Raw genomic sequence first — 22,731 nt, forward strand, 5'->3', positions numbered from 1 at the left:
ATTCTTAACAGCCCGGCGGCCCAAGACCCCTCGTATGCTGGGGCCTTCCCCCTGCGGAATCTTTCCCAACCTGGAGGTCTCATGCCCTTCTCCCGTCGACTCATCTTGCCCTTGTGCGGGGCTTTGGCCTTCGCGCTGGTGGCGGGAGACGCCCCCAAGCCCGCCACTTCCGCGGCAAAGGCCACCTCCAGGTCGAAAGCGCCCAAGGCCACCGCGGCCCAGGCGCCCCTGCCCGCCCCCGTCAAGGTGACGGCGGTGGAGGGCATCACCGAGTACCGCCTCGCCAACGGCCTGCGCGTGCTGCTCTTCCCGGATGCCAGCAAGGCCACCATCACGACCAACATCACCTACCTGGTGGGCAGCCGCCACGAGAACTACGGCGAGACCGGCATGGCCCACCTGCTGGAGCACCTGGTCTTCAAGCCCAGCAAGAACTTCAGCGGCAAGGACGGCACGATGACGCCCGTGCAGGCCCTGAACAAGGTCGGCGCCCGCTTCAACGGCACCACCTGGCTGGACCGCACCAACTACTTCGTGACCTTCCCCTCCACGGACGAGAACCTGAAGCTGATCCTCGACCTGGAAGCGGACCGCATGGTCCACGCGAACATCGACCAGAAGGACCTCTGGGATCCCGCCGAGAAGAAGGGCGAGATGACCGTGGTCCGCAACGAGATGGAAGGCGGCGAGAACAGCCCGTTCCGCATCACCCTGCAGCGCACCATGGCCACCGCCTACGAGTGGCACAACTACGGGAAGTCCACCATCGGCGCCCGCAGCGATGTCGAGCATGTGAACATCGACCGCCTGCGCGCCTTCTACCGGAACTACTACCAGCCGGACAACGCCGTGTTCCTGGTGGCCGGCAAGTTCGACGAGGCCAAGACCCTCGTCGAGATCAACGAGCGGCTCGGCCGCATCCCCAAGCCCACCCGCACCCTCGAGCCCACCTACACGCTGGATCCCACCCAGGACGGCGAGCGCAGCGTCATCATCCGCCGGGTCGGCGATGTCCAGATGCTGATGGCCGCCTACCACATTCCGGCGGGCACCGATCCCGACTTCCCCGCGCTGGAGGTCCTGGGGCAGATCCTGGCAGACACGCCGGGCGGGCGCCTGCACAAGGCGCTGGTCGACACCAAGCGCGCCACCTTCGTCTTCCCCTTCGTCAACGGCACCAAGGAACCCGGCCTGGCCATCTTCGGCACCCAGCTGCCCAAGGACAGCAACGGGGAGGAAGCCAAGGCCATCCTGCTCAAGACGCTGGAGGAATCCGCCGCGCAGCCCTTCACCCAGGAAGAGGTGGATCGGGCCCGGCAGCAGATCCTGAAGCAGGTGGACCTGCACCTGAACGAGAGCGACCGCCTGGGCGTGGCGCTCTCCGAGTACATCGCCGAGGGTGACTGGCGCCTCTTCTTCCTCCAGCGGGACCGGTACAAGCAGCTGACCGTGGCCCAGGTCCAGGCCGCGGCGACCAAATACCTGAAGCGCGAGAACCGCACCCTGGGCCAGTTCGTTCCCACGGAAAAGCCCGACCGCGCCGAGATCCCGGCCATGGTGGACGCCGCCGCCCTCGTGAAGGACTACAAGGGCCAGGCCGCCGTGGCGAAGGGCGATGCCTTCGAGGCCTCCCCGGCCAACATCGACGCCAGCACCCGGCGGTTCACCACCGTGGCGGGCATGAAGGTCGCCCTGCTGCCCAAGAAGACCCGCGGCGAGAGCGTCAACCTGCAGCTGGTCCTCCGCCTGGGCAGCGAAGCCAGCCTGAAGGACAAGGACATCCCCGGCAGCATGGCCGCGCAGATGCTGATGCGCGGCAGCGTCAAGCACACCCGCCAGCAGATCCAGGACACGCTCGACAAGCTGAAGGCCGAAGTCTCCCTCTTCGGAGACGGGGAGAATGTCCGGGCCGTGGTCACCACCACCCGGCCCAACCTGGCCGCGGTGCTGGATCTGCTCGCGGAGATCGTGAAGGAGCCCGCCTTCGACAAGGAGGAGTTCTCCAAGCTGGTCAGCGAGACGGCCGCCTCCATCGAATCCAACAAGAAGGAACCCGCGTTCCTGGCCCAGACCGCCCTGCGGATGCACCTGGATCCCTATCCCCAGGGCCACCTCCGCCATGTCATGGGCCTCGAGGAGAGCATCGCCGCGATCAAGGGCGCGAAGCTGGAGGACGCCAAGGCCTTCCACCAGGCCTTCTACGGCACCTCCGCCGGCGAGCTGTCCGTGGTCGGCGACTTCGACGCCGCCGCCGTCCAGGGCCAGGTCCAGACGCTCTTCGGCGCCTGGAAGGCCCATGAGCCCTTCCAGCGCATGCCCCAGCGGCTGAAGGCCGGCCTGCAGCCCCTGAGCGCCAAGCTCGAGACCCCGGAAAAGGCCCAGGCCTTCTTCATCGCGGCCCTCCCCATGCCCGTGAAGGACAGCGACCCGGACTACCCCGCCCTGGTGCTGGGCAACCACCTCCTGGGCGGCGGCTCCATCAACAGCCGCATCGCGAACCGCCTCCGCCAGAAGGAAGGCCTGTCCTACGGCGCGGGCTCCCAGTTCCAGGCCAGCGCCCTGGACGCGGTCGGTCAGTGGATGGCCTATGCCATCTACGCCCCCGAGAACCTGGAGCGGCTGGAATCCGCCTTCCGGCAGGAGCTGGCCCTGGCGAACGAGAAGGGCTTCACCGCCGAGGAGATCGCCGCCGCCAAGACCAGCTGGCTCCAGTCCCAGGCCACGGGCCGGGCCCAGGATCGCCAGCTCTGCATGCGTCTCAACGCCGACCTGTTCAACGGCCGCACGCAGGCCTTCCAGGCCGACCTCGAGAAGAAGGTCCAGGCCCTCGGCAACGACGAGATCCTGGCCGCCCTCAGGAAGCACCTCGATCCCGCCAAGCTGAATGTGGTCCGCGCAGGCGATTTCGCCAAGGGCGCCAAGAAGTAGCGTCCTCGTTCCGTCGAAAAGGGAGCGGCCATGCCGCTCCCTTTTCGTTAGGCATCAAGGCCTTTCCGTGATCTGCTAGGTGTCCGCTTGGCGTTTGCAAGGATGCTGGGCGATGACGGAGGGCGTCGCCATGGCACGCATCGAACGGGAATGGCAGGCGGAGCACGAAGGCGCGGCCTTGGCTTCGGAACTGCACAGGGTGATGGTGATCAGCCACCGCCAGGCCAAGGGTTTCATCGATGGCCGCTGCGTGACCGTGAACGACCAGCTCGCCGAGAAGCACGGCCAGCGGCTCAAGGTCGGCGACAAGGTCAAGGTGGCCTTCGACCCCGAGCAGACCTACGAGGTGCTGCCCCCCGCCCGCAAGCTCCAGGCCGGCCCCTATGAAACGCTGTGGGAGGACACCCACCTGCTCTTCGTGTTCAAGCCTGCGGGCCTGCTCACCGTGCCGGCGGAAAAGCCGGGCGAACCCAGCCTGGCCGAGGCCATCACCGAGTCCTATCGCCGCCGCGGCTTCAAGCGCTTCAACCTCTACATCGTGCACCGCCTCGACCGCTTCACCAGCGGCGTGCTGGTCTTCGCCAAGACTCCCGAGGCCCTCCACGGCCTGAAGAAGCACTTCGAGCTGCACCGCCTCCAGCGGGTCTATTTCGCGATCCTCGTGGGCGAGCTGCCCGAAAACAGCGGCACCCTGGCCGGCCATCTCATCGAGCACGCCAAGTCCCTGAAGATGTCCGTGGCCACGGTCCGCAAGGGCCCCGGCGGCGGCAAGCGCATGCCCGCCGGCGCCAAGGAGGCCGTGACCCACTACCGCGTGATCGAGCGCCTGCCGGGCCATACCGTGGTGGAAGTGAAGCTGGAGACGGGCCGCCGCAACCAGATCCGCGTGCAGTTCGCCGACCGGGGCTACCCCCTGCTGGGCGATCAGGTCTACGGCGTGGAGAGCCCCCTGCTCGACCGCCAGGCCCTGCATGCCGAGCTGCTGGGCTTCAAGCATCCCGTCACCGAGGAGCAGGTCACCGTCACCGCCCCCATGCCCGCGGACATGGAAGCCGCCCTCAAGGCCCTCCGCAACCAGGCCCGCATCGTCCGCGCCAGCACCGGCGTGAAGGGCGAGGAGGGCATTTTCCAGCCCACGGAGAGCCGCGACCACAAGCTCAAGCGCGTGGCCCGCGCCAAGCGCTACGACGAGCAGGAGGGCGCGCCCGCCCGCCCCATGCGCCCCCGGCGCGAGGATGGCGACACCCGGCCCCACCGGCCCTCCGGCCCGAACGACCGCCCGGCCCGGCCCCGCCGCGACGGTGAAGACGAACGCCCCCGCCGCACCTTTGGCAGCACGGACCGTCCCACCCGTCCCCGGCGCGAGGACGGCGATGCCCGCCCCCACCGGCCTTCCGGCCCGAACGACCGCCCGGCCCGGCCCCGCCGCGACGGTGAAGACGAACGCCCCCGCCGCACCTTCGGCGCCGCGGATCGTCCCACCCGCCCTCGACGCGAGGACGGCGATGCCCGCCCCCACCGGCCCTCAGGCCCGAACGACCGCCCCGCCCGGCCCCGCCGCGACGGTGAAGACGAACGCCCCCGCCGGACCTTCGGCGCCGCGGATCGTCCCGCCCGCCCCCGGCGCGAGGACGGCGACGCAAGGCCCCGTCGGCCCTCTGGCCCGAATGACCGTCCGGCCCGGCCTCGCCGCGAGGATGGTGAAGCCCGGCCCCGCCGGACCTTCGGCGCCGCGGACCGTCCCTCCGGCCCCCGGCGGGAAGGCCCCGCCGACCGCCCGACGCGCAAGCCCGCGCCCCGGACGGGAAAGCCCAAGCCGCGAAAACCCTAACCCCGGAAGCCCAGCCTCACCTCGTTCGTGATCTCCTTGATCCCATGAACGCCCTGTCCTGCCTTCTGCTCCCGCTGGCCCTGGCTGCCCAGGAACCGCCGGCCCTCGGCTTGGCCCTGGATGTGCGGACGGAGCTGGGTGGCGACCCCATGGCGGGGATCCGCCTGGCTCCGCGGGGTTGCTGGGACGGACTGCTGCTTGGGAGCCCCCCGCGGCCGCTGCCGCCCGCCTCGCGGCGTGCCCCCGAAGCCACGGTGGAAGTGTGGGACATCGCCCTCCAGGAGCCCCCCCGCCACCGGGCCTTCCGCCTGTTCCTGGGGGATTTCCGGGCCCGCCTGAACCGGGCCCTGGCGATCCCCCCGTTCAGCCACGGCGCCATCGAGCTGGGCGAATTCATGATGAGCGACCCCAGCCAACCTCAGTGGCTGGACTCGGTCAAGGTGCGGTCCCTCCAGGAGCGCTTCAACCGGCAGCCGCCCCACGGATCGCCGGTGCGGTAGCCGGAGGGCGGCCCGGGAAACGGGCGCTAGATGTGCTCCTGGTACAAGCGGTCCAGCGCCTCGGCCAGATCCAGGTCCCGCTGGGTGACGCCGAGGCTGACATGGGTGGTGAGGACGGCCACCACCCAGCGGTAGCCGAGGGTGAGGTCGGGATGGTGGTCCACCTTCTCGGCATGTTCGGCGGCTGCCACCACGAATCCGAGACCGCGGGGATAGGCGGAGAACACATAGCGCCGGCGGAGAGTCAGGCCGTGGGCGTCCCCCTGCGCGACCCAATCGGGGTGCGCCTTCAGGAAGGCCTCCATGGCGTCGGGACTCACCAGATCCTTGGACATGCTTCCCCCCCTGCGGCATCCTAATTCGTTGCATCTGGATCTTGCCATGCCCTTCAACCAGCCCCCCCTGCTCGGCCGCATCGCCTTCGTCACCGGGTCCTCCCGGGGCATCGGGCGGGCCATCGCCGTCGAATTCGCCCGCTGGGGGGCCGATGTGGTGGTCCACGCCCACAAGAATCTGGATCTGGCCGAGGCCGTGGCGGAGGAAATCCGCGGCACGGGCCGCCGGGCCATGGCCGTGCTGGCGGATGTGCGCGTGAAGGCGGAGCTCGAAGCCGCCGCCGACCGCGTGAAGGCGGAACTGGGCCCAGTGGACATCCTCGTGAACAACGCGGGCACCCGCCAGGATGGTCCCTTCATCCTCATGGGCGACGAGAAGTGGGAGGAGGTCATGAATGTGAACCTCCGCGGCACCGTGTACGCCACCAAGGCCTTCGTGCGGGGCATGATGAACCGCAAGTGGGGGCGCATCGTCAACATCGTCAGCCCCACGGGCATCATCGGAAAGGCGGGCCAGACCAACTACGGGGCCAGCAAGGGCGCGGTGATCGCCCTCACCCGCAGCCTCGCCCGCGAGATGGCGCCCTTCGGCGTGCTGGTGAACGCGGTGAATCCCGGCCTCATCCACACCGAGCTGACCCAGGATGTGCCCGAAGAGGCCCGCCGGCAGATGCTCGCCCCGACCATCCTCAAGCGGGAGGGCGAACCAGAGGAGGTGGCGGGCGTGGTGGCCTTCCTCTGCTCCGATTGGGCCAGCTACATGAGCGGGCAGATCATCAATGTGGACGGGGGCCTCTGTCCATAGATCCCTCCTCCACCAGGGGGATCTCCACCACGAAGGCCGCCCCCTGGCCAGGTTCGCTTTCGATCCAGACCTGGCCGCCGTGCAGCTCAACCATCTGCTTGACGATGGAAAGCCCGAGCCCGGTGCTGTACTCGCCGCCGGTGGGAAGGGCGGAGAGACGCTGGAACGGCTCGAAGGCCCGTTCCAGGTCCGCCGGCGTGAAGCCCGGCCCCTGGTCGCGCACTTCGATGCGGGCCCGGCGTCCGGCCCCGGCCGCCTGGAGGCCCAGCTCCACCCGGACCTCGCGGCCACTGGGGGAGTACTTGATGGCGTTGTTCACGAGGTTGTCGATGGCCTGGGCCAGCCGCGTGCCGTCCACGGCCCCCCGGCACCCCGCGGCGGAGGCCGGGCCATGGAGGCGGATGTCCTTGCTCGCCGCATAGAGCTCATTTTCCTGGATCACGCGATGGATCAGCTCGCCCAGATCGGTCACCTCGAAGCAGGGGCTCACCTCGCCCATCTCCTGGACCGTGGCGTCCAGCAGGCCGTTGATGATGTGGACCATCTTCTGGACCACATCATGGACCCGCCCCGCCTGGGTCGCGATGCGGGCGTAGGAGCCCCCCGCCTCGGCCTCCATGCGGATGCCGTCGGATAGCAGGACGATGCCGCCGAGCGGATTCTTCAGGTCGTGGGCGGCGGTGGCGAGGAAGCGGCTCTTCAGCTGGTTGGCGCGAAGGAGCTGCTCATTGGCCGCCTTCAGCTGGGCGCTGATGGATTCCACCTGCTGGGTGTACTGCTGCTCCAGGTCCTGCAGCCGCTTCTTCTCGAGGCTGGCTGCGATGCGGGCTTTGAGGAGCTGCTGGTTGATGGGTTTCGGCAGGTAGTCCTGGGCCCCCAGCTGGATGCACTTCAGGATCGTCTCCTGTTCATGGAGGGCGGAGAGCATGATCACGGGGATGCGCTTGAGCCGCTCATCTTCGTGCATGACCTGGATCACCTGGATGCCGTCGATGCCCGGCATCATCACATCCAGGAGCACCAGGTCATAGGTCCCGCTGCGGAGCTTCGCCAGCCCCTCGGCGCCATCGACGGCCGTGGCCACCTCATGGCCCTCGCGCTCGAGGATGCGGGTCATCACCTCGCGGTTGGAATCCGCGTCATCGACCACGAGCAGGCGGGCTGGATTTCCGTGGATCATGGCGCATCACCCTCGCGTCCCAGCAGCTGCCGGATCTTGGCCACCAGCCGGGTCAGGTCCACGGGCTTGGTGTCGTAATCGTCGCATCCGGCCTCGAAGGCCGCCTCCCGGTCGGAGGTCAGGGCCCGGGCCGTCAGGGCCACCACCGGAATCCCCTGCGTGGCGGGATCGGCCTTGATCCGGCGCGTGGCCTCGAATCCGTCGATGCCAGGCAGCCCCAGGTCCATGAGCACCAGGTCGGGCAGGGTCTCGCCGCAGAGGCGCACCCCCTCCTCGCCATCCGGCGCCGTCAGCAGGGTGAATCCCCGACGCTCCAGCAGCCGGGAGATGGCATCCCGGTTCATCTCGTTGTCCTCGATCAGCAGGATCCGGCTCATGGTCGCCCCCCTTCCGGCTTCAGGACGGCACTCCGGCGGATGGCGCGCTGGACCTCCTCGATCAGTTCCCCCTTGGTGTAGAGCCCCTTCTGCATCACGGCCGCCACCTGGCCGCGGCGCAGCCGCTCCTGCTCGGCGGTGCCGAGCTCCCGGGCGGTGAGGACCACCACTGGAACACCCGCCCACTCGGGATTCGCCTGCTTCTCCGCCAGGAAATCGAACCCGTCCATGCCCGGCATCATCAGGTCCAGGAGGATCAGGTTCGGAACGCCTTCCCGCAGGAGGTCGAGGGCCTCGGCGCCATCGGAGGCCGAGCGGGATTCCCAGCCCTCGGCGAGCAGGATCCGCCGCAGGGTGTGCTGGGTCGCCTGGTCGTCCTCGACCACCAGCACCTGGAAGGGGGGCGAGGCGGGCTGGAACTTCAGGAGCACCCCCGTGAGCTGGGCCCGGTCGATGGGCTTGAAGAGGTATTCCGCCGCCCCCAGGGCCAACCCCCGCTCGACCTCGTCGAGAATCGTGAGCATCACGACCGGGATGGGCTCCAGGACCGGATCGGCTTTGAGGGTCTTCAGCACCTCCCAGCCATCCATCAGGGGCATCATCACATCCAGCACGATGATCCCCGGGTGGAACTCCCGGGCCATGCGCAGTCCCTCCGCGCCGTTCTGGGCCATCCGGACCTCATAGCCGTCCCGGGCCAGCAGCCGGGACAGGGCCTCCAGGAGCGTCGGATCGTCATCGATGAGCAGGACCGGGCCCTTCGGCACCTCCTTCGACAGCCCGGCCGCCAGGGGGCCCTGCGCGGAAGGCGTTTCGGGAGCCGGCGGGGCCGGCGCGGGCGACAGGGGCAGGAGCATGGTGAAGACCGAGCCCTTGCCCGCCTCGCTCCGGACGCGGATGTCTCCGCCGAGGATCTGGCAGAACTTGCGGCTGAGGGCCAGGCCCAGGCCCGTGCCGCCGAACTGGCGGCTGGTGCCTTCCTCCGCCTGGATGAACTCGCTGAAGATCCGCTGCAGCTGGTCCGGGCTGATGCCGATGCCCGTGTCCTCCACGGAGAGGTGGAGCCAGGGGGTCTCCGAGCCCGGCAGGGGATCCACGGCGGCCCGCACTTCGATGTGGCCCTCCCGGGTGAATTTGCACGCGTTGCTCAGCAGGTTGAAGAGAGACTGCCGCACCTTGATCGCATCCGAGTGGATCTCCTCCACATCGGGAGCGCAGGTGAAATGGAGCGTGTTGCCGTTCTTGGCGGCCAGGGGCTCCACGGTGGCGAGGACATCGCGGATCATGCCCGGCACATCGAAGGTTTCGCAGGAGACGGTCATCTTCCCGGCTTCGATCTTGGAAAGGTCCAGGATGTCGTTGATGAGGCTCAGCAGATGGCGCCCGGCGGACTCGATGCGGCGCACATCCGGCAGGATCTCGGCGTGCCCCGCGGCCTCGGAGTCCTCGCGCACCAGCTCGCTGTAAAGCAGGATGGCGTTGAGGGGCGTGCGGAGCTCGTGGCTCATGTTCGCCAGGAAGGTGCTCTTGGCGCGGTTGGAGACCTCGGCCCGCTCCTTGGCGATGAGCAGTTCGTTGTTGGTCCGGACGAGCTCGCCCGTGCGCGCGGCCACCTGCTCCTCCAGCTGGCCGCGGTGCTCGGCCAGGTGGCGGTCCTGTTCCTGGATGCGCTCCAGCATCCCGTTGAACGCCCCGATCAGAGCTCCCAGCTCGTCGTCGGAGCGCGACTGGGCCCGCAGGCTGTAGTCCCGGCTAGTGGACACCCGCGAGGCGACCCCCGCCAGCTCCAGGACCGGCTCCGTGATCACCCGGGCCCAGCGCCGGACGAAGGCCGTGACCACGAGGCCGATCAGGAGCAGCATGCCGGCCAGGAACAGGCTCGCCAGGACCAGGCGGGCGTTCAGGTGGCTCATGTCCGAGGCCAGGAAGACGAAACCGGTGGGCTGCCCTTCCGGGTTGTGGACGAGCTTCGTCAGCTCGATGTGGCCCCCGGAAAACCAGACCCGGTCGCGGGCGGCGTCCAGCGGGTGGATGACCACGGGGCGCCCGTCCGCGGGGTACGAGGCCAGCAGTTCCCCCGAGGCCATGTGGACCTGGGCCCGAGTGATGTGGCCGTGCGTCTTCAGGCTCTCGAGGATCTGGGTGGCCGGGCCCCCGTCGTGGAAGGCCACGAAGGGCGCCGTGTTGTAGGCGATGATCTCCCCGAGGGCCTGCAGATCCTGGGCCGCCGCCCGCCGCAGCGCGTAGCCCTCATAGCCCAGGAAAGCCAGGGCCGAGAGCAGCAGGGCCGTGGTCGTCGTGGCGAGGACCAGCGTGATCACCTTGCGGCGGATGGAGGAGGTCAGTGCGGTCAAAAACAGCTCCGGTGGCGTGACGCGTCCAGGGGGCAGCGGTCAAGGGTCAGGGGGCAAGGATCAGGGGCGAGGGTCAGGGGATGGGTCGGGCCGGGGGGAGGATCCGAGTGTACGGGAGCAGGCGGGTGAGGGTGATCCCGGCGGCGGCGGCGGCGCTGGGACTCACGGCCAGGCGGACGAGGTGGCCCTCCAGGACCAGGTTCACCATCACCCCCCGCCGGGCGAGGCCCTCGTCGTCGGAGACCGTCAGGACCTGGTGGTTCCTCGCCCAGGCCAGGACCGCATCGGCGCGGCCCGCCTCCGAGCGGCAGATGAAGATTGCGTGGCAGGGCCCCACATCGGCCGCCTTCGCCTGGTAGCGGACACGGATCGGGCGGCGCTGGATGGTGCGGGCGCGCGCGTAGTCGTCCAGGTAGGTCCCAAACGGGGACTTCCCCACCACCACGATGTCGATGGGCCACCCCGCCGGCTCCAGGCCCGACGGCCACTGCACATAGGAGAGCACCTTGAGGAGGACCTCCGCCTTCAGCGCGTACTCCGGCACGGGGGCCTGGGCCTCGAGCGGGGCGCTTCCCACCGCCACGGTCGCCAGCACCAGGCAGGCGGAGGTGCGTCTCATGAAACCGCCCGGGCGCGGTCAGGCTTCATGTTCATGGGGTCGATCCATGGACGCATGGGATGGCTGCAGTATGAAGGTGGGGAAGTGGCCTGAGACCCGATCGCAGGATTTGCCCCGAAAAGACTTCGGGTGACCTGCATGGAACCGGGATTCCCTCCTGTTTCGGCGGTCCCGGACCCGGACTTGATTCCGGCCCCCGATGTCGGGATTCGGCGTCGGGATTCATGGATTCCATGTTGAACTGCCGAAAGGAACCCATATGAATCCCTTGACCGGAGGTCTGGTGCCGCGCGCCCGCCTGCTCCCCCTGCTCTCGCTGCCGCTCCTGGGACAGGACTCGCTCCCGCCCGGCCAGCAGCCCGACGACATGGCCCGCCTGCTGAACACCCCCGTCATCATCGCCAGCCGCCTCCAGCAGAACCAGGAGGAGGCACCCTCGGCGGTCTCCGTGGTCACGCGGACGGACATCGAGCGGTACGGATGGCGCGAGCTGGCCGACATCCTCCGCACGCTGCCCGGCTTCGACTTCGGGAACGACGGCACGGCCCTCATCGGGCTGGCCGAGCGCGGCATCTGGGCCCACGAGGGCAAGGCCCTCCTGATGGTCAACGGCATCCAGGTGAGCCCCCTCCACAACGGGAATGTGAACTACTACGGAAGCTACCCCGCGGAACTCATCGAACGGGTGGAGGTCATCCGAGGCCCGGGCAGCGCCATCTACGGGCAGTTCGCGGGCGCCGCCGTCATCAACCTCATCACCCGCTCGGCGGAGGATCCCGAGGCCGGCCGGTTCACCCTGCGGGGCAGCAGCCTCGGCGCCGGCAACTTCGGCGGCGGCGGCTTCCTGGTCACCAACGGTCAGTTCTCCAATGGGGCGGCCATCTCCCTGAATGTGGGGTACCAGTCCAGCCCCTTCAGCCGCCAGCCCTATGTGGACACCTTCTTCACCGGCCGGAGCTTCAGCCAGGACCAGGGCAACACCCGCCGGGAGGTCACCAACCTCTTCGGCGAGGTCCGCGCCCTCGGCACCTCGGTGCACCTGGTCCGGGCCGCCTTCCAGGAGGCGCAGGTGGACGGCGGCGGGTCCGGCAACGGCAATCCCGTGCTGCCCGGCCTGCCCCCGGGAACGCTGGGGACGGCCTCGCGGATCGTCCAGGGGATCCGGGTCCAGCGCAGCTTCGCCTTCGACCACGGCCTCAGCCTCGAGACCCGGGGCGAGCTCCTGGAGAACACCGGCGGCTCGGTCTTCCCCCAGGATCACAACTCCAACGGGGTGAACCATTCGGGAACGGAGCGCAGCCGCTTCATCCTGGACGCCTCCCTGCATTGGAACCTGCCCTACCCCGGCGTGCTCATCGCCGGCGGCGGTCTGATCCAGGACCGCGAGCGCAGCGTGGATCTCCAGAATCAGGGCGCGCTCCGCGATCCGAAGGATCCGACGGTCCTCCTGCCCCAGCAGACCCTCCAGACCCGCTACGGCTACCTCCAGTACACCCAGCAGGCCGGCGCCTTCGGGCTGACGGCCGGGGGCCGCTACGAAGACAGCGACCTGTCCAACGCCTTCGCGCCCAGGCTGGGACTCACCTTCGTGCAGGGTCGCTTCAACGCGAAGCTGCTTTACGGCGAGGCCTTCCGGAGCCCGACCCTCTTCCAGACCTACAGCACCTTCTTCGCCTTCAAGGGCTACCTGCGGCCCGAGATCATCCGCAGCCGCGAGCTGGAACTGGGCTGGCGCCTGAACGGCAGCTCCGTCGTCCGCCTGAACCTCTACCGCATGAGCGTGACCCGCTCCATCTCCTTCGGCCTGGACAACTACAACATCTACTATGTGAACGCGGGCTCCACCCACTCGAAGGGGCTCGAGGCCAGCCTGGAAGTCCGGAACCAGACCTGGGGCGGCTTCGCGAACCTCAGCTACACCCGCCCCGATGGGCAGGTGGATCCCTTCTTCCTCGGCAGTGGCGGCAACGCCTTCCTGGGCATCTCCCCCCTGAAGGTGAATGTGGGCGCCTACCTCCGCCTCGGCCCCGTGCAGGTGGCCCCGAGCCTGCTCTACGCCTCGGCCCGGGAGGGCCAGACCGCCCGCTCGGCCCAGTCCGGCATCGCCCCGGATGACCTCCTGCCCAACCTGGTCGAGAGCGCCCCCCAGCCGGGCCGGGTCATCGTCAACCTGGCCCTGACCTGGAAGGAGTGGCTGGGCGTCGGCACCGAGGCGCGGCTGTCCGCCAGCAACCTGGGAGCCGCCAACTACCCCATCCTCCAGCCCTACTACGGCGCCCACGCCCCCCTTCCCGCCAATGACCGGATGGTGAACCTGGACCTGGTCTGGCGGTTCTGAAGCCTCAGCCGTTCGCCGCCTGCAGCGTATTGGTCAGGAGCCCGGCGATGGTCAGGGGCCCCACGCCGCCCGGCACCGGCGTCACAGCCGAAGCCACCTGCATGGCCTCGCCGAAGCGCACATCGCCGCAGAGCACGGCGCCCTTGGCCCGGAGGGTCTCCAGCTTTTTCGGCTCGGCCGCGAAAATCCGGGCGCCCAAGGCCTCGTCCTCGATCCGGTTGATGCCCACATCCACCACCACGGCGCCGGGCTTGATCCAGGAGCCCTCCACCAGGCCGGGGCGGCCCACGGCGGCCACCAGCAGGTCGGCTTCCCGGCAGACCGCCGGCAGGTCCCTCGTTCGGCTGTGGGCGATGGTCACGGTGGCGTGCTGCTCCAGCAGCATGAGGGCCATGGGCTTGCCCACGATCTCGCTACGGCCCAGCACCACGGCCCGCAGGCCCTTGAGGTCCACGCCGTGGTGGGCCAGCAGCGACATGCAGGCGCTGGGCGTGCAGGGACGCAGGCCCGGCAGGCCCTCCAGCAGCAGGCCCTGGTTCACGGGATGGAAGCCGTCCACATCCTTGGTCGGACTGATGCGGTGCAGGGCCCGCTTGGAATCCAGCCCCTTGGGCAGGGGCAGCTGCACCAGGATGCCGTCCACCTCCGGATCGGCGTTCAGGCGGTCGATGAGGGCGTCCAGCTCCGCCTGGGGGGTCTCCGCAGGCAGCCGGTGCTCCAGAGAGGTGATGCCGACCTTGGCGCAGGCCGCGGACTTGTTGCGGACATAGACCTGGCTGGCCGGGTCGTCGCCCACCAGCACCACCGCCAGCCCGGGGGCCCGGAGCCCCCCCGCCTTCCGGGCCTCGACCCCGAGGCGCACCGCCTCCAGCATGCGGTCCGCGTGCGCCTTGCCGTCCAGGATGGTGGCCATGAGTCCCCCAGCCTCCATTGAAGCCCAGCGTGCCTGTGGCCCTCATCAAGAATTTAAGCAGGGGCACGGCTTGCCGAGGCCGGCTCGCAGATTCGCGCTGCGGGGCCCCTCGAGGGATCAAGCCTTGGCACGGCTCCGCCGGGCCAAGGCGCGGGGGTCCGGGGGTTCTCCCCGCCACGCGAGCGTGGCGGGGAGAACCCCCGGAGAGCACAGACCCATTAACTCGCCTTGAGATTCCTGGGAATGAGCGCTAGACTTGCCATTCAATTCGGCCATGGCCTCCCGGTCTCGGGTGCCAAGACTGGGTGGGTTCGGCCCACCTTTTTTGTTGTTCAACCGGAGCCTCAGTGGATCTGAAGAAAGTCCAGCCTCCCCTCGAACGCCAGCTGGCCCTGCTGGGCTACGAGCTGGTGCACCTGGAGACCGCCCGCGAGGGCCGGGACGAAGTGCTGCGGCTCTACATCGACCACCTGGATGCCGAGACCAGCCGGCGCAAGGTCACCCTGGACGACTGCACCACCGCCCACGAAGGCCTGGCCCTCTGGATGGATGTGGAGTTCCCCGACCTGCGCGAGAAGCTCGGCGTGGAAGTCAGCAGCCCCGGCATGGAGCGCCCCCTGGTCAAGGCCGACCACTTCCGCCGCTTTGCCGGGCGGCTCTGCCGCGTGCAGACCGCCGCCCCCATCAATGGCCAGAAGCGCTTCAAAGGCTGGATCGGCCCGGTGGCCGATGGCAGCGTCACCCTCGAGGAGGACGGCGTCCTGAAGACCATTCCGGTCGAGGCCATCCAGAAGGCCCGGCTGGCGCCCTTCGACGAGGAAAAGACCCCGCGGCCCAAGCACCTGGCCGCCCGTTTGACTGAACTACCGGATGCCGATGGCGTAGAGACAAGCGCCGTCGAGGACGAGGAGGCCTGAGATGGCGAATGTGGCAACGACCTTTTTCGACAGCGTGAAGATGATCGCCGCTGAAAAGGGGATTCCCGAAGAAGATGTGTTCGCAGCGGTGGAGGAGGCCCTCGCCAAGGCCGCGGACAAGTACTTCAATGCCCAGGATTTCTACGGCAACTTCCAGGCCCAGATGGACCGGGAGACCGGCGAGTTCCATGTCTACGCCCTGAAGCAGGTGGTGGCCGAGGTCGAGGAAGAGGATCTGGAGATCAGCCTGGCGGAAGCCCAGCAGCTGAACCCCGATGCCGCCGAGGGCGACACGCTCTGGCTGCCCCAGGACACCAGCCAGCTGGGCCGCATCGCCGCCCAGGCCGCCAAGCAGGTGCTGGTGCAGAAGGTCCGCGAGGCCGAGCGCGAGCGCATCTTCACCGAGTTCGCCGACCGCATCGGCGAGGTGGTGGTGGCTGAGGTGAAGCGCTTCGAGAAGAGCGCCATCATCCTCGAGATCGACCGCGTCGAAGCCATGCTGCGCCGCAGCGAGGCGCTGCGCGGCGACCGCTTCGACAAGGGCCAGCGCATCAAGGTCGTCATCGTGAGCGTGGACCGCAGCGCCAAGGATCCCCAGGTGCAGGTCAGCCGCACCGATCCGCGGCTGCTCATCAAGCTCTTCGAGAATGAAGTACCCGAGATCCATGACGGCACCGTGGTCATCCGCAACTGCGTCCGCGAGGCCGGCGACCGCGCCAAGGTGGCCGTCCACAGCCTCGACCCCGATGTCGATCCCGTGGGCGCCTGCGTGGGCCTCAAGGGCAGCCGCGTGCAGGCCATCATCCGCGAGCTGAAGAACGAGAAGATCGACATCGTCCGCTACTCCGACGACTCCGCCCAGTTCATCGCCAATGCGCTGAACCCGGCCAAGGCCATCCGCGTGAACCTGGTGGATCCCGAGGGCCGCCGGGTGGAAGTGGTCGTCGACGACGAGCAGCTCAGCGTCGCCATCGGCAAGCGAGGCCAGAATGTGCGCCTGGCCGCCAAGCTGACGGGCTGGAACATCGATGTCCGCAGCGAGGCCGACAAGCGCCGCGAGGCCGAGATCGCCATGGGTCTGGCCCTGCCGGATGCCAGCAGCGAAGCCACCCCGGTCGCCGAGGCCGCCGCGCCCGCCTCCACCCTCCAGGACACGATCCAGGTCGAGGGTCTGGATGCGGCCCTCGCGGACCGTCTGGCCGCCGCCGGATACCCCGATGTCAAATCCCTCTACACTGTTACTGCCGAGCAGCTGATGCAGGTGGAGGGCATGGATCAGGATCTGGCCTTCCGTCTCATCGATGCCGTGCAGGCTCACTTCGGGGAGTAGGCTGTAGTCCTGCAGCCCTTCCCGTTCCCCACCCCCAGGCCGAGGTAGTCCGCTTACATGCTGCGTATCAACCAACTCGCCAAAGAGCTCGGAGTCGCCAATCAGGAGGTCATCGAGGCCTGCGATAAGCGTCTGGGCCTCCAAGGGAAGAGCCATAGCTCCAACCTCACTGATGACCAAGCGGACCAGATCCGCCGGGCCTTCCAGGGCAAGCACAAGGGAGAGTCCGAGGCCCCGCCGCTCGCCCTCCACAAGCCATCCGCCGCCGTGAAGGTGGTCAAGGCGCCGAACCTGCCGCCCGCCAAGGCGGAGGCCGAGCCCCGTCCCGAGCCCGCCAAGCCCGCCCCCGCGGTGCTGGTGAAGAAGGCCGAGCCCCGGCCGGAGCCCCGCCTCGAGCCTCAGGCCGAGCACGCGGCGCCCGCTGCTCCTGTGGCCATCTCCGCCCCCGTGCCGCAGGCCGAAGCCAAGGAAGTGAAAGCTGACTCAGCGGCCGCCTCCTCCGAGCCCCCCGCAGCCCCGCAGACTCCGGCTGCTACCGAGCCCGCTCCGGCGCCGGCCAAGGTGGAAGCTCCGCAGGAGACCTTCTCCCGCCTGAAGGTGTCCACGGGCACCCCCGCCCCGGCTCCCCGGGACGAGAAGCCCGCCCGCTACATCCAGCTGCCCCCGGCGCGTCCCACGGGCCCCGCGGCCCCGCGCCCGGCCCAGCCCGGCCCCGCCGGAACGCCTTCCGGCTCGGGTCCCCGTCCCGAGGCGGGCGCCCGTCCCATGGTGCAGCGGCCCGGCCAGGCCTCCGTGCCCGGCAATGTGCAGCGCTCCGGCATGCCCCAGAAGGAGAAGGCCGTCCTGCCGATGGCCACCAACACGGGCCGCGGCGAAGTGCGCCACGAGGCGCCCGTGCCAATCTCCCCCTCGCGGCGCCCCTACATCCCGCCCGCCATCACGGAGATGAGGCCCGACCAGGGCTTCAGCCGCATCAAAACTTCGGACACCCCGGCTCCGGCGCCCCGGTCCACGGAGCCCGCCCGCTACATCCAGCTGCCCCAGGCCCGTCCTGCGCCCGGCAGCCGGCCCAGCGGTCCCGGCAGCCGCCCCGGCGGTCCCGGTAGCCGCCCCGGCGGTCCTGGCGGCCCCGGCCGTCCCGGCATGGGCTCCCGTCCCGGCGGCCCCGGCCGTCCCGGCATGGGCTCCCGTCCCGGCGGCCCCGGTCGCGGTCCCTCCATCCCGGCCTCGGGTCCCATCGATCCCAACAGCCAGAAAGGCCCCGGCCGCGGCGCCCATGTGGGTGGCAAGAAGAAGAAGGGCGGCTATGTCCGGAGCAAGGAGGAGGAACTCGACCTCAAGCTCCGCCAGCCCCGCTCCCGCGCCCAGCAGGTGGCCAGCGAGTACATCGAGGAAGAGATCGGCATCGTCATGCTCTCCGAGGGCGTGACGGTCAAGGAGCTCGCCGAGAAGTGCAACCGCCCCGCCAAGGATGTGGTGGCCAAGCTGCTCCACCGGGGCATCTTCGCCACGATCAACCAGCCCCTCGACACCGAGATGGCCAAGGACATCGCCCGCGAGTTCGGCTTCCTCGCCGACATCGTGTCCTTCGAGGAGGATGTCCAGATCGCCGCGGATGAATCCGGCGAGGTGGTGGGCGAGAAGCTGCCCCGGCCCCCGGTCGTCACCATCATGGGCCATGTCGACCACGGCAAGACCTCGCTGCTGGACGCCATCCGCAAGACCAAGGTGGCCGCGGGCGAAGCCGGCGGCATCACGCAGCATGTGGGCGCCTACCATGTGAATGTGAAGGATCCGAACACCGGCGAGATGCGCAAGGTGGTCTTCCTCGACACCCCGGGCCACGAAGCCTTCACGAAGATGCGCGCCCGCGGCGCCAAGGTCACGGACATCGCCGTCCTGGTGGTGGCCGCCGACGACGGCGTCATGCCCCAGACCGTGGAGTCCATCAACCACGCCAAGGCCGCGGATGTGCCGCTGGTCGTGGCGATCAACAAGATCGACAAGCCCGGCGCCAACCCGGACAAGGTCCAGCAGGGCCTGCTCCAGCACAGCGTCCAGACCGAGGCCTATGGCGGCGATGTGCCTGCCGTCCTCGTCAGCGCCAAGACCCAGCAGGGCCTCGACGAGCTGCTCGAGACGCTCCTCCTCGTGGCAGACCTGAAGGAACTCAAGGCGGTCTACGACTGTCCCGCCGCCGGGTCCATCATCGAAGGCCGCCTGGACCGGGGCCGCGGTCCCGTGGCCACGGTCCTCGTGCAGCGGGGCACCCTCCGGACCGGCGACATCTTCGTGGCCGGCGCCACCATGGGCCGCGTCCGCGCCATGTTCGACTACCTGGGCCAGCGCGTCACCGAGGCCGGCCCCTCCAGCGCCGTGCAGATCCTCGGCTTCGAGGAAGTGCCCAGCGCCGGCGACAACTTCCAGGTGGTCGAGGATGAGCCCAAGGCCCGCACCATCGTGTCGTTCCGCCAGGAGAAGGCCAAGCAGGCGGCCCACCTCAAGCAGCGCGCCACGCTGGAAACCCTGTTCAGCACCATCAAGGACGGCCAGGTCAAGGAGCTCGCGCTCATCATCAAGGCCGACACCCAGGGCTCGGTGGAATCACTGGTGGGCCAGCTCGAGCGGCTCAGCACCGACAAGGTCCGGGTGCGCATCATCCACAGCGCCGCCGGCACCGTCACCGAGAACGATGTGCTGCTCGCCGAAGCCTCCAAGGCCACCATCATCGGCTTCCACACCAAGGCCGAGAAGAAGACCGAGGAACTCGCCCGCGAAGAGGGCGTGGACCTGCGCTTCCACGACATCATCTACAAGGTGACCGAGGAGATCGAGCAGGCCATGGTCGGCATGCTCGACGCCACGGAGAAGGAAACCGTGCACGGTCAGGCGGAGGTGCGCCAGCTCTTCAAGATCGGCCGCACCGTCATCGCCGGCTGCTTCGTCACCGAGGGCAAGGTCCAGAAGAGCCACAAGGTCCGCGTGAAGCGCGGCGAGGAGACCCTCTTCGAGGGCGCCCTGAAGAGCCTGAAGCGCTTCAAGGAAGATGTGACCGAAGTGAAGAACGGCCTCGACTGCGGCATCGCCATCGACGGCTTCGACCTGCTGAAGGAAGGGGATCTCCTCGAGTTCTTCAGCAAGGAGAAGGTCATCGCAACCAGCCTCAGCTGACGACGATCCGAGCCAAGTGCTGATCTCTAACGGGCCCGCTCAGCGGGCCCGTTCTCATTGATTTCCATATCTGACCCAATGGTGTTTAAACTGTTGATTACATTCATGTAAACGATCGCGGTGTGATCCCCGTCACGACCCTTAGGCGCCAGACTGGGAAATCCCCCCGACGAGGATTCCATGTCCAGTCCCAGCTTCGCCCTCACCTCTCCCACGCAGTCGAAGCCCGCCAGCAATCCCATGGGGCTGCACCGCATCGACCATTTCCAGCTGACCGGCTCTATCGACCGCCTGGAGCCCCTGTACCGGCGCCTGGGCTTTGCCCGGATCGCCAGTGGCCGCCACCCCTGGGGCCGCCTGGTCCACCTCCGGCAGCAGCGCATGGACATCCTCATCTTCGAGGCCGATGCCTCCCACCCGGCTGGTCACTACTTCCAGGCCCACGGCGAGGGCGTCTGCGCCCTCAACTTCCTGGTGGAGGACCTCGACCTCGCCCTCGCCCAGGCCCGGGCCCAGGGCGCCCATGTGATGCTCGAGCCCCAGACCCACGCGCTCGGAGACGGCACCCTCAGCTTCGCCGCCATCCAGGGCGTGGGCGATGTGTGGAACTTCCTGGTGGAACGCAAGGGCGAGCTGGGCGCCTTCTGGCCCGGCCTCGCGCCGGACCCCGCCGAGGCCCTCTGCGATCCGGGCCTGGTGCGGGTGGACCACCTCACGAACAATGTGGGCCCCGCCGAGATGGACGCCCTGGTGGACTTCTACGAGCGCGTCTACGGCTTCGTCGTCACCCGCGAGTTCCACATCCGCGGCGCGCTGGGCACCGGCCTCGACTCCAAGGTCGTGCAGAGCGCCAACAACCAGGTGATCATCCCCATCAACCAGCCCACGGACCTGAAGAGCCAGGTCCAGGAATATGTGGACCGGCACAAGGGCCAGGGCGTGCAGCACATCGCCATGTCCACCAATGACATCTTCCACACGCTGCGCACCCTCCAGGCCCAGGGCTTCAAGTTCCTCCGGGTGCCCGACACCTACTACGAGCTGCTGCCGGGCCGCATCGCCAAGGGCGGCTACACCGTGCGGGAGAGCCTCGCCGAGGCCCAGGAGCTGGGCATCCAGATCGATGGCGACGAGAGCGGCTACCTCCTCCAGATCTTCACCGAGGACCAGCTGGGGCCGCTGTTCTTCGAGATCATCCAGCGGCGGGGGAACATGGGCTTCGGCGAAGGCAACTTCCAGGCTCTGTACGACTCCATCGAGCTGGATCAGAAGAAGCGCGGCGTCCTCTAACGCCGCACTTCAGCCTTTCTTGCGGAAGTGCTTCACCAGGGCTTCGCCGTAGGCCTTCAGGCTGGCCTGGCGGACCTCGGCCTCGCTTCGGGATTCTGGCGGCAGCGGCTTCATCGTGGACCTCAGGTCCAGATGGGGCGTGCGGCGGCCGAAGAAGATCCCGGGGCTCCCGCTGTGGGCCACCACTTCTTCACCGAAGCGCGGCCTGCGTTCCAGCACATCCCACTCGGCGATGAAGTACCAGGGGAGATAGCCCATCTCCTGCTCCAGACGCTGGTTCTCCTTGAACCAGAAGGGGCCATAGGCGAGCCCCAGGAGGCCTCCGGCACCGGTGGCGAGGGCCGCGGAACGAACAGTAGCCCAGGTGGTGAACCCGAAGGCTGGAATGAGCAGCCCCACCAGCGCCCCGCTACCGGTCGAGATCAGCAAGGTCTTCCCGAGGCCCCGCCCGACATTGGGGTTGGGCCCCCCCTTCAAGGTGAGGCGGAAGATCCTGACGGGGCCCGGGCCCTCTTCCGGGGTGTCGCCCGGAATCCCCAATCCCTGGGACAGCTGGGCCACCAGGGCCTTTTCCTCGTCCGGGGTCATGCCCGGGACCGTCTGCACCAGCTCGATCCGCTGCACCGGGCGCTCCCGCACGGCCGTCTCGGGACGCTTGCAGGCGCCGCCCAAGACCATCAGTAGGCCTGCGAGGAGCAGGTGGGCCTTGCGGGACATGGCGCCTCCGGAGACTCCCCAAGCATGCCACCTCCTCTGCGGCACAGGCGCCCGGATCCAGCCGGCTCGAGGCCGGGAGATCCGGGGCCGGAACGCCCGCCTTCAACCGCCCGCCGGCCACCTGAGGTAAGGTAATTCCATGCGCCTCACCCCCTCCCGCCAGCGCGGCTTCACGCTCATCGAACTGGTCGCGGTCATGACCATCCTGGCCCTGCTGGCCACGGTGGGCCTGGCGGGTTATCGCCACAAGACGCAGATGGCCCGGGAGGCGGTGCTCAAGGAGAACCTCTTCCAGCTCAACCACGCCCTGGAGCAGTTCCGGGCGGACCGGGGCAAGTACCCCTCGAACCTCGGCGCCCTGCGGGAGCTGCACTACCTGCGGGACATCCCGGTCGATCCCATGACCCGCTCCAAGGACACCTGGCAGACCGAGCTCGAACCCCCCGATCCGGACAATCCCGATGCGGAAGTGGGCATCTTCCGGGTGCGCAGCGGCTCCACGGACAAGAGCGAGGACGGAATCCCCTACAACGAGTGGTAGGGGCCGCTTCACCCTTCACCCTTCCTCTCCCGGGACATGCATGAGCCCCAGCACCCTTCGCCGTCTTGATCAGGTCTCGGTCGCCCTGCTGCTGCTGTGGGCGGGGGCGGCCCTGGGTTTCGGCGCCTTCTCGGCCCCCCTCCTCTTCCAGGAACTGCCCAGCCGGGATGTGGCGGGGCGCCTGGCGGGCCTGACCATCGGGCGCCTGGACTGGGCGGCCTGGGTCGCCTTCGGCCTCGCGGGCCTGAGCTGGGGCGCCCGCTGGGTGGCCGAAGTGAAGGAGGAGATCGTCGGTCCCATCCGCCTCTGGAGCGCCGCCTGGCTGGTGGCCCTGCTCATGTGCCTGGCCAGCACCTTCGTGGTCACGCCCAAGGTGCGGGCCATCCGCGCCCGCATCGGCGCCCCCATCGAGACCCTGGCGCCGGACCATGCCGACCGCGTGGCCTACAACAAGGCCCACGGCCTCAGCCGCAACCTGTTCTTCCTGAGGATCCTCCTGGCCATGGGCCTGGCGGCCACCGTGGGCATGCTACCCCGGAAGGACCCGGCGCCCGAGGCCTGAGCCGTAGCACGGCCGACCCGGGT

At 68.7% G+C, this 22,731-nt stretch carries 18 protein-coding genes; 11 read left to right on the plus strand and 7 right to left on the minus strand.

The genetic code is table 11. From position 1 onward, the window contains the following. The first annotated feature begins 81 nt into the window (after nucleotides 1–81). The 3 genes from QUD34_RS12760 (at nucleotide 82) to QUD34_RS12770 (ending at nucleotide 5,259) form a co-directional block, all read left to right on the plus strand. On the plus strand, nucleotides 82–2,928 hold the full coding sequence (locus tag QUD34_RS12760; protein ID WP_286354091.1) for a M16 family metallopeptidase: 2,847 nt from the start codon (nucleotides 82–84) through the stop codon (nucleotides 2,926–2,928). Between the two features lie 130 nt (nucleotides 2,929–3,058). Further along, complete coding sequence (locus QUD34_RS12765) at nucleotides 3,059–4,759, plus strand: pseudouridine synthase (protein ID WP_286354092.1); 1,701 nt, start codon at nucleotides 3,059–3,061, stop codon at nucleotides 4,757–4,759. Between the two features lie 44 nt (nucleotides 4,760–4,803). Then, nucleotides 4,804–5,259, plus strand: a complete 456-nt coding sequence (locus QUD34_RS12770; RefSeq protein ID WP_286354093.1) for a hypothetical protein — start codon at nucleotides 4,804–4,806, stop codon at nucleotides 5,257–5,259. A 26-nt stretch (nucleotides 5,260–5,285) separates the two neighbouring features. On the opposite strand, the gene QUD34_RS12775 is transcribed toward QUD34_RS12770, so the two are convergent. Beyond that, complete coding sequence (locus QUD34_RS12775) at nucleotides 5,286–5,594, minus strand: 4a-hydroxytetrahydrobiopterin dehydratase (protein WP_286354094.1); 309 nt, start codon at nucleotides 5,592–5,594, stop codon at nucleotides 5,286–5,288. 46 nt (nucleotides 5,595–5,640) lie between these two features. On the opposite strand from QUD34_RS12775, the gene QUD34_RS12780 reads away from it, so the two are divergent. Next, nucleotides 5,641–6,399, plus strand: a complete 759-nt coding sequence (locus tag QUD34_RS12780; protein WP_286354095.1) for an SDR family NAD(P)-dependent oxidoreductase — start codon at nucleotides 5,641–5,643, stop codon at nucleotides 6,397–6,399. Here QUD34_RS12780 and QUD34_RS12785 read toward each other — a convergent pair. The 4 genes from QUD34_RS12785 to QUD34_RS12800 all read right to left on the minus strand — a co-directional run bounded on the left by QUD34_RS12785 (nucleotide 6,371) and on the right by QUD34_RS12800 (nucleotide 10,929). After that, the gene (locus QUD34_RS12785; protein WP_286354096.1) at nucleotides 6,371–7,579 is read right to left on the minus strand and encodes a hybrid sensor histidine kinase/response regulator; all 1,209 of its coding nucleotides are present in this window, start codon (nucleotides 7,577–7,579) and stop codon (nucleotides 6,371–6,373) included. The genes QUD34_RS12780 and QUD34_RS12785 overlap by 29 nt on opposite strands. Then, nucleotides 7,576–7,956, minus strand: a complete 381-nt coding sequence (locus QUD34_RS12790) for a response regulator (RefSeq protein ID WP_286354097.1) — start codon at nucleotides 7,954–7,956, stop codon at nucleotides 7,576–7,578. Before QUD34_RS12790 ends, QUD34_RS12785 begins: the two co-directional genes overlap by 4 nt. Beyond that, on the minus strand, nucleotides 7,953–10,310 hold the full coding sequence (locus tag QUD34_RS12795; RefSeq protein WP_286354098.1) for a response regulator: 2,358 nt from the start codon (nucleotides 10,308–10,310) through the stop codon (nucleotides 7,953–7,955). The genes QUD34_RS12790 and QUD34_RS12795 overlap by 4 nt, the downstream gene beginning before the upstream one ends. Nucleotides 10,311–10,383: 73 nt before the next feature. Then, a complete protein-coding gene (locus tag QUD34_RS12800) occupies nucleotides 10,384–10,929 on the minus strand; it encodes a YfiR family protein (protein WP_286354099.1) in 546 nt (181 codons plus the stop codon). A gap of 283 nt (nucleotides 10,930–11,212) precedes the next feature. Between QUD34_RS12800 and QUD34_RS12805 the strand changes: the two genes are divergently transcribed. Continuing rightward, nucleotides 11,213–13,267 carry a TonB-dependent receptor plug domain-containing protein gene (locus tag QUD34_RS12805; RefSeq protein WP_286354100.1) on the plus strand — a complete coding sequence of 685 codons (2,055 nt, stop codon included), beginning with the start codon at nucleotides 11,213–11,215 and terminating at the stop codon, nucleotides 13,265–13,267. Between the two features lie 4 nt (nucleotides 13,268–13,271). On the opposite strand, the gene folD is transcribed toward QUD34_RS12805, so the two are convergent. After that, entirely contained in the window at nucleotides 13,272–14,180 is a 909-nt protein-coding gene (gene folD, locus QUD34_RS12810) for a bifunctional methylenetetrahydrofolate dehydrogenase/methenyltetrahydrofolate cyclohydrolase FolD (RefSeq protein ID WP_286354101.1), read from the minus strand. 347 nt (nucleotides 14,181–14,527) lie between these two features. Between folD and rimP the strand changes: the two genes are divergently transcribed. The 4 genes from rimP to hppD all read left to right on the plus strand — a co-directional run bounded on the left by rimP (nucleotide 14,528) and on the right by hppD (nucleotide 20,888). Further along, nucleotides 14,528–15,097, plus strand: a complete 570-nt coding sequence (gene rimP, locus QUD34_RS12815; protein ID WP_286354102.1) for a ribosome maturation factor RimP — start codon at nucleotides 14,528–14,530, stop codon at nucleotides 15,095–15,097. A 1-nt stretch (nucleotide 15,098) separates the two neighbouring features. Then, a complete protein-coding gene (gene nusA, locus QUD34_RS12820; protein ID WP_286354103.1) occupies nucleotides 15,099–16,427 on the plus strand; it encodes a transcription termination factor NusA in 1,329 nt (442 codons plus the stop codon). A 57-nt stretch (nucleotides 16,428–16,484) separates the two neighbouring features. Next, nucleotides 16,485–19,598, plus strand: a complete 3,114-nt coding sequence (infB, locus tag QUD34_RS12825; RefSeq protein WP_286354104.1) for a translation initiation factor IF-2 — start codon at nucleotides 16,485–16,487, stop codon at nucleotides 19,596–19,598. Between the two features lie 180 nt (nucleotides 19,599–19,778). Beyond that, nucleotides 19,779–20,888, plus strand: coding sequence for a 4-hydroxyphenylpyruvate dioxygenase (gene hppD, locus QUD34_RS12830; protein ID WP_286354105.1), 1,110 nt, complete (start codon nucleotides 19,779–19,781; stop codon nucleotides 20,886–20,888). A gap of 9 nt (nucleotides 20,889–20,897) precedes the next feature. On the opposite strand, the gene QUD34_RS12835 is transcribed toward hppD, so the two are convergent. Then, nucleotides 20,898–21,605, minus strand: coding sequence for a hypothetical protein (locus QUD34_RS12835; protein WP_286354106.1), 708 nt, complete (start codon nucleotides 21,603–21,605; stop codon nucleotides 20,898–20,900). 139 nt (nucleotides 21,606–21,744) lie between these two features. On the opposite strand from QUD34_RS12835, the gene QUD34_RS12840 reads away from it, so the two are divergent. Together QUD34_RS12840 and QUD34_RS12845 are read left to right on the plus strand one after the other, a co-directional pair. Next, nucleotides 21,745–22,146, plus strand: coding sequence for a type II secretion system protein (locus tag QUD34_RS12840; RefSeq protein ID WP_286354107.1), 402 nt, complete (start codon nucleotides 21,745–21,747; stop codon nucleotides 22,144–22,146). A gap of 40 nt (nucleotides 22,147–22,186) precedes the next feature. After that, nucleotides 22,187–22,708 (plus strand): DUF4149 domain-containing protein, encoded by a 522-nt coding sequence (locus tag QUD34_RS12845; protein WP_286354108.1) that lies wholly within the window; start codon nucleotides 22,187–22,189, stop codon nucleotides 22,706–22,708. Nucleotides 22,709–22,731: the final 23 nt, after the last annotated feature.

Origin of the sequence: Geothrix oryzae (genome assembly GCF_030295385.1) — a bacterium.
Classification (GTDB): Bacteria; Acidobacteriota; Holophagae; order Holophagales; family Holophagaceae; genus Geothrix; species Geothrix oryzae.

Bases quoted from the DNA above. Each gene is read 5' to 3' on its own strand.
- QUD34_RS12785 (WP_286354096.1), bottom strand. From the start codon at position 7,579: ATGATCCACGGAAATCCAGCCCGCCTGCTCGTGGTCGATGACGCGGAT.
- hppD (WP_286354105.1), top strand. From the start codon at position 19,779: ATGTCCAGTCCCAGCTTCGCCCTCACCTCTCCCACGCAGTCGAAGCCC.
- folD (WP_286354101.1), bottom strand. From the start codon at position 14,180: ATGGCCACCATCCTGGACGGCAAGGCGCACGCGGACCGCATGCTGGAG.
- QUD34_RS12765 (WP_286354092.1), top strand. From the start codon at position 3,059: ATGGCACGCATCGAACGGGAATGGCAGGCGGAGCACGAAGGCGCGGCC.
- QUD34_RS12760 (WP_286354091.1), top strand. From the start codon at position 82: ATGCCCTTCTCCCGTCGACTCATCTTGCCCTTGTGCGGGGCTTTGGCC.
- nusA (WP_286354103.1), top strand. From the start codon at position 15,099: ATGGCGAATGTGGCAACGACCTTTTTCGACAGCGTGAAGATGATCGCC.
- infB (WP_286354104.1), top strand. From the start codon at position 16,485: ATGCTGCGTATCAACCAACTCGCCAAAGAGCTCGGAGTCGCCAATCAG.
- QUD34_RS12835 (WP_286354106.1), bottom strand. From the start codon at position 21,605: ATGTCCCGCAAGGCCCACCTGCTCCTCGCAGGCCTACTGATGGTCTTG.
- QUD34_RS12770 (WP_286354093.1), top strand. From the start codon at position 4,804: ATGAACGCCCTGTCCTGCCTTCTGCTCCCGCTGGCCCTGGCTGCCCAG.
- QUD34_RS12840 (WP_286354107.1), top strand. From the start codon at position 21,745: ATGCGCCTCACCCCCTCCCGCCAGCGCGGCTTCACGCTCATCGAACTG.
- QUD34_RS12790 (WP_286354097.1), bottom strand. From the start codon at position 7,956: ATGAGCCGGATCCTGCTGATCGAGGACAACGAGATGAACCGGGATGCC.
- QUD34_RS12800 (WP_286354099.1), bottom strand. From the start codon at position 10,929: ATGAGACGCACCTCCGCCTGCCTGGTGCTGGCGACCGTGGCGGTGGGA.
- QUD34_RS12845 (WP_286354108.1), top strand. From the start codon at position 22,187: ATGAGCCCCAGCACCCTTCGCCGTCTTGATCAGGTCTCGGTCGCCCTG.
- QUD34_RS12780 (WP_286354095.1), top strand. From the start codon at position 5,641: ATGCCCTTCAACCAGCCCCCCCTGCTCGGCCGCATCGCCTTCGTCACC.
- QUD34_RS12775 (WP_286354094.1), bottom strand. From the start codon at position 5,594: ATGTCCAAGGATCTGGTGAGTCCCGACGCCATGGAGGCCTTCCTGAAG.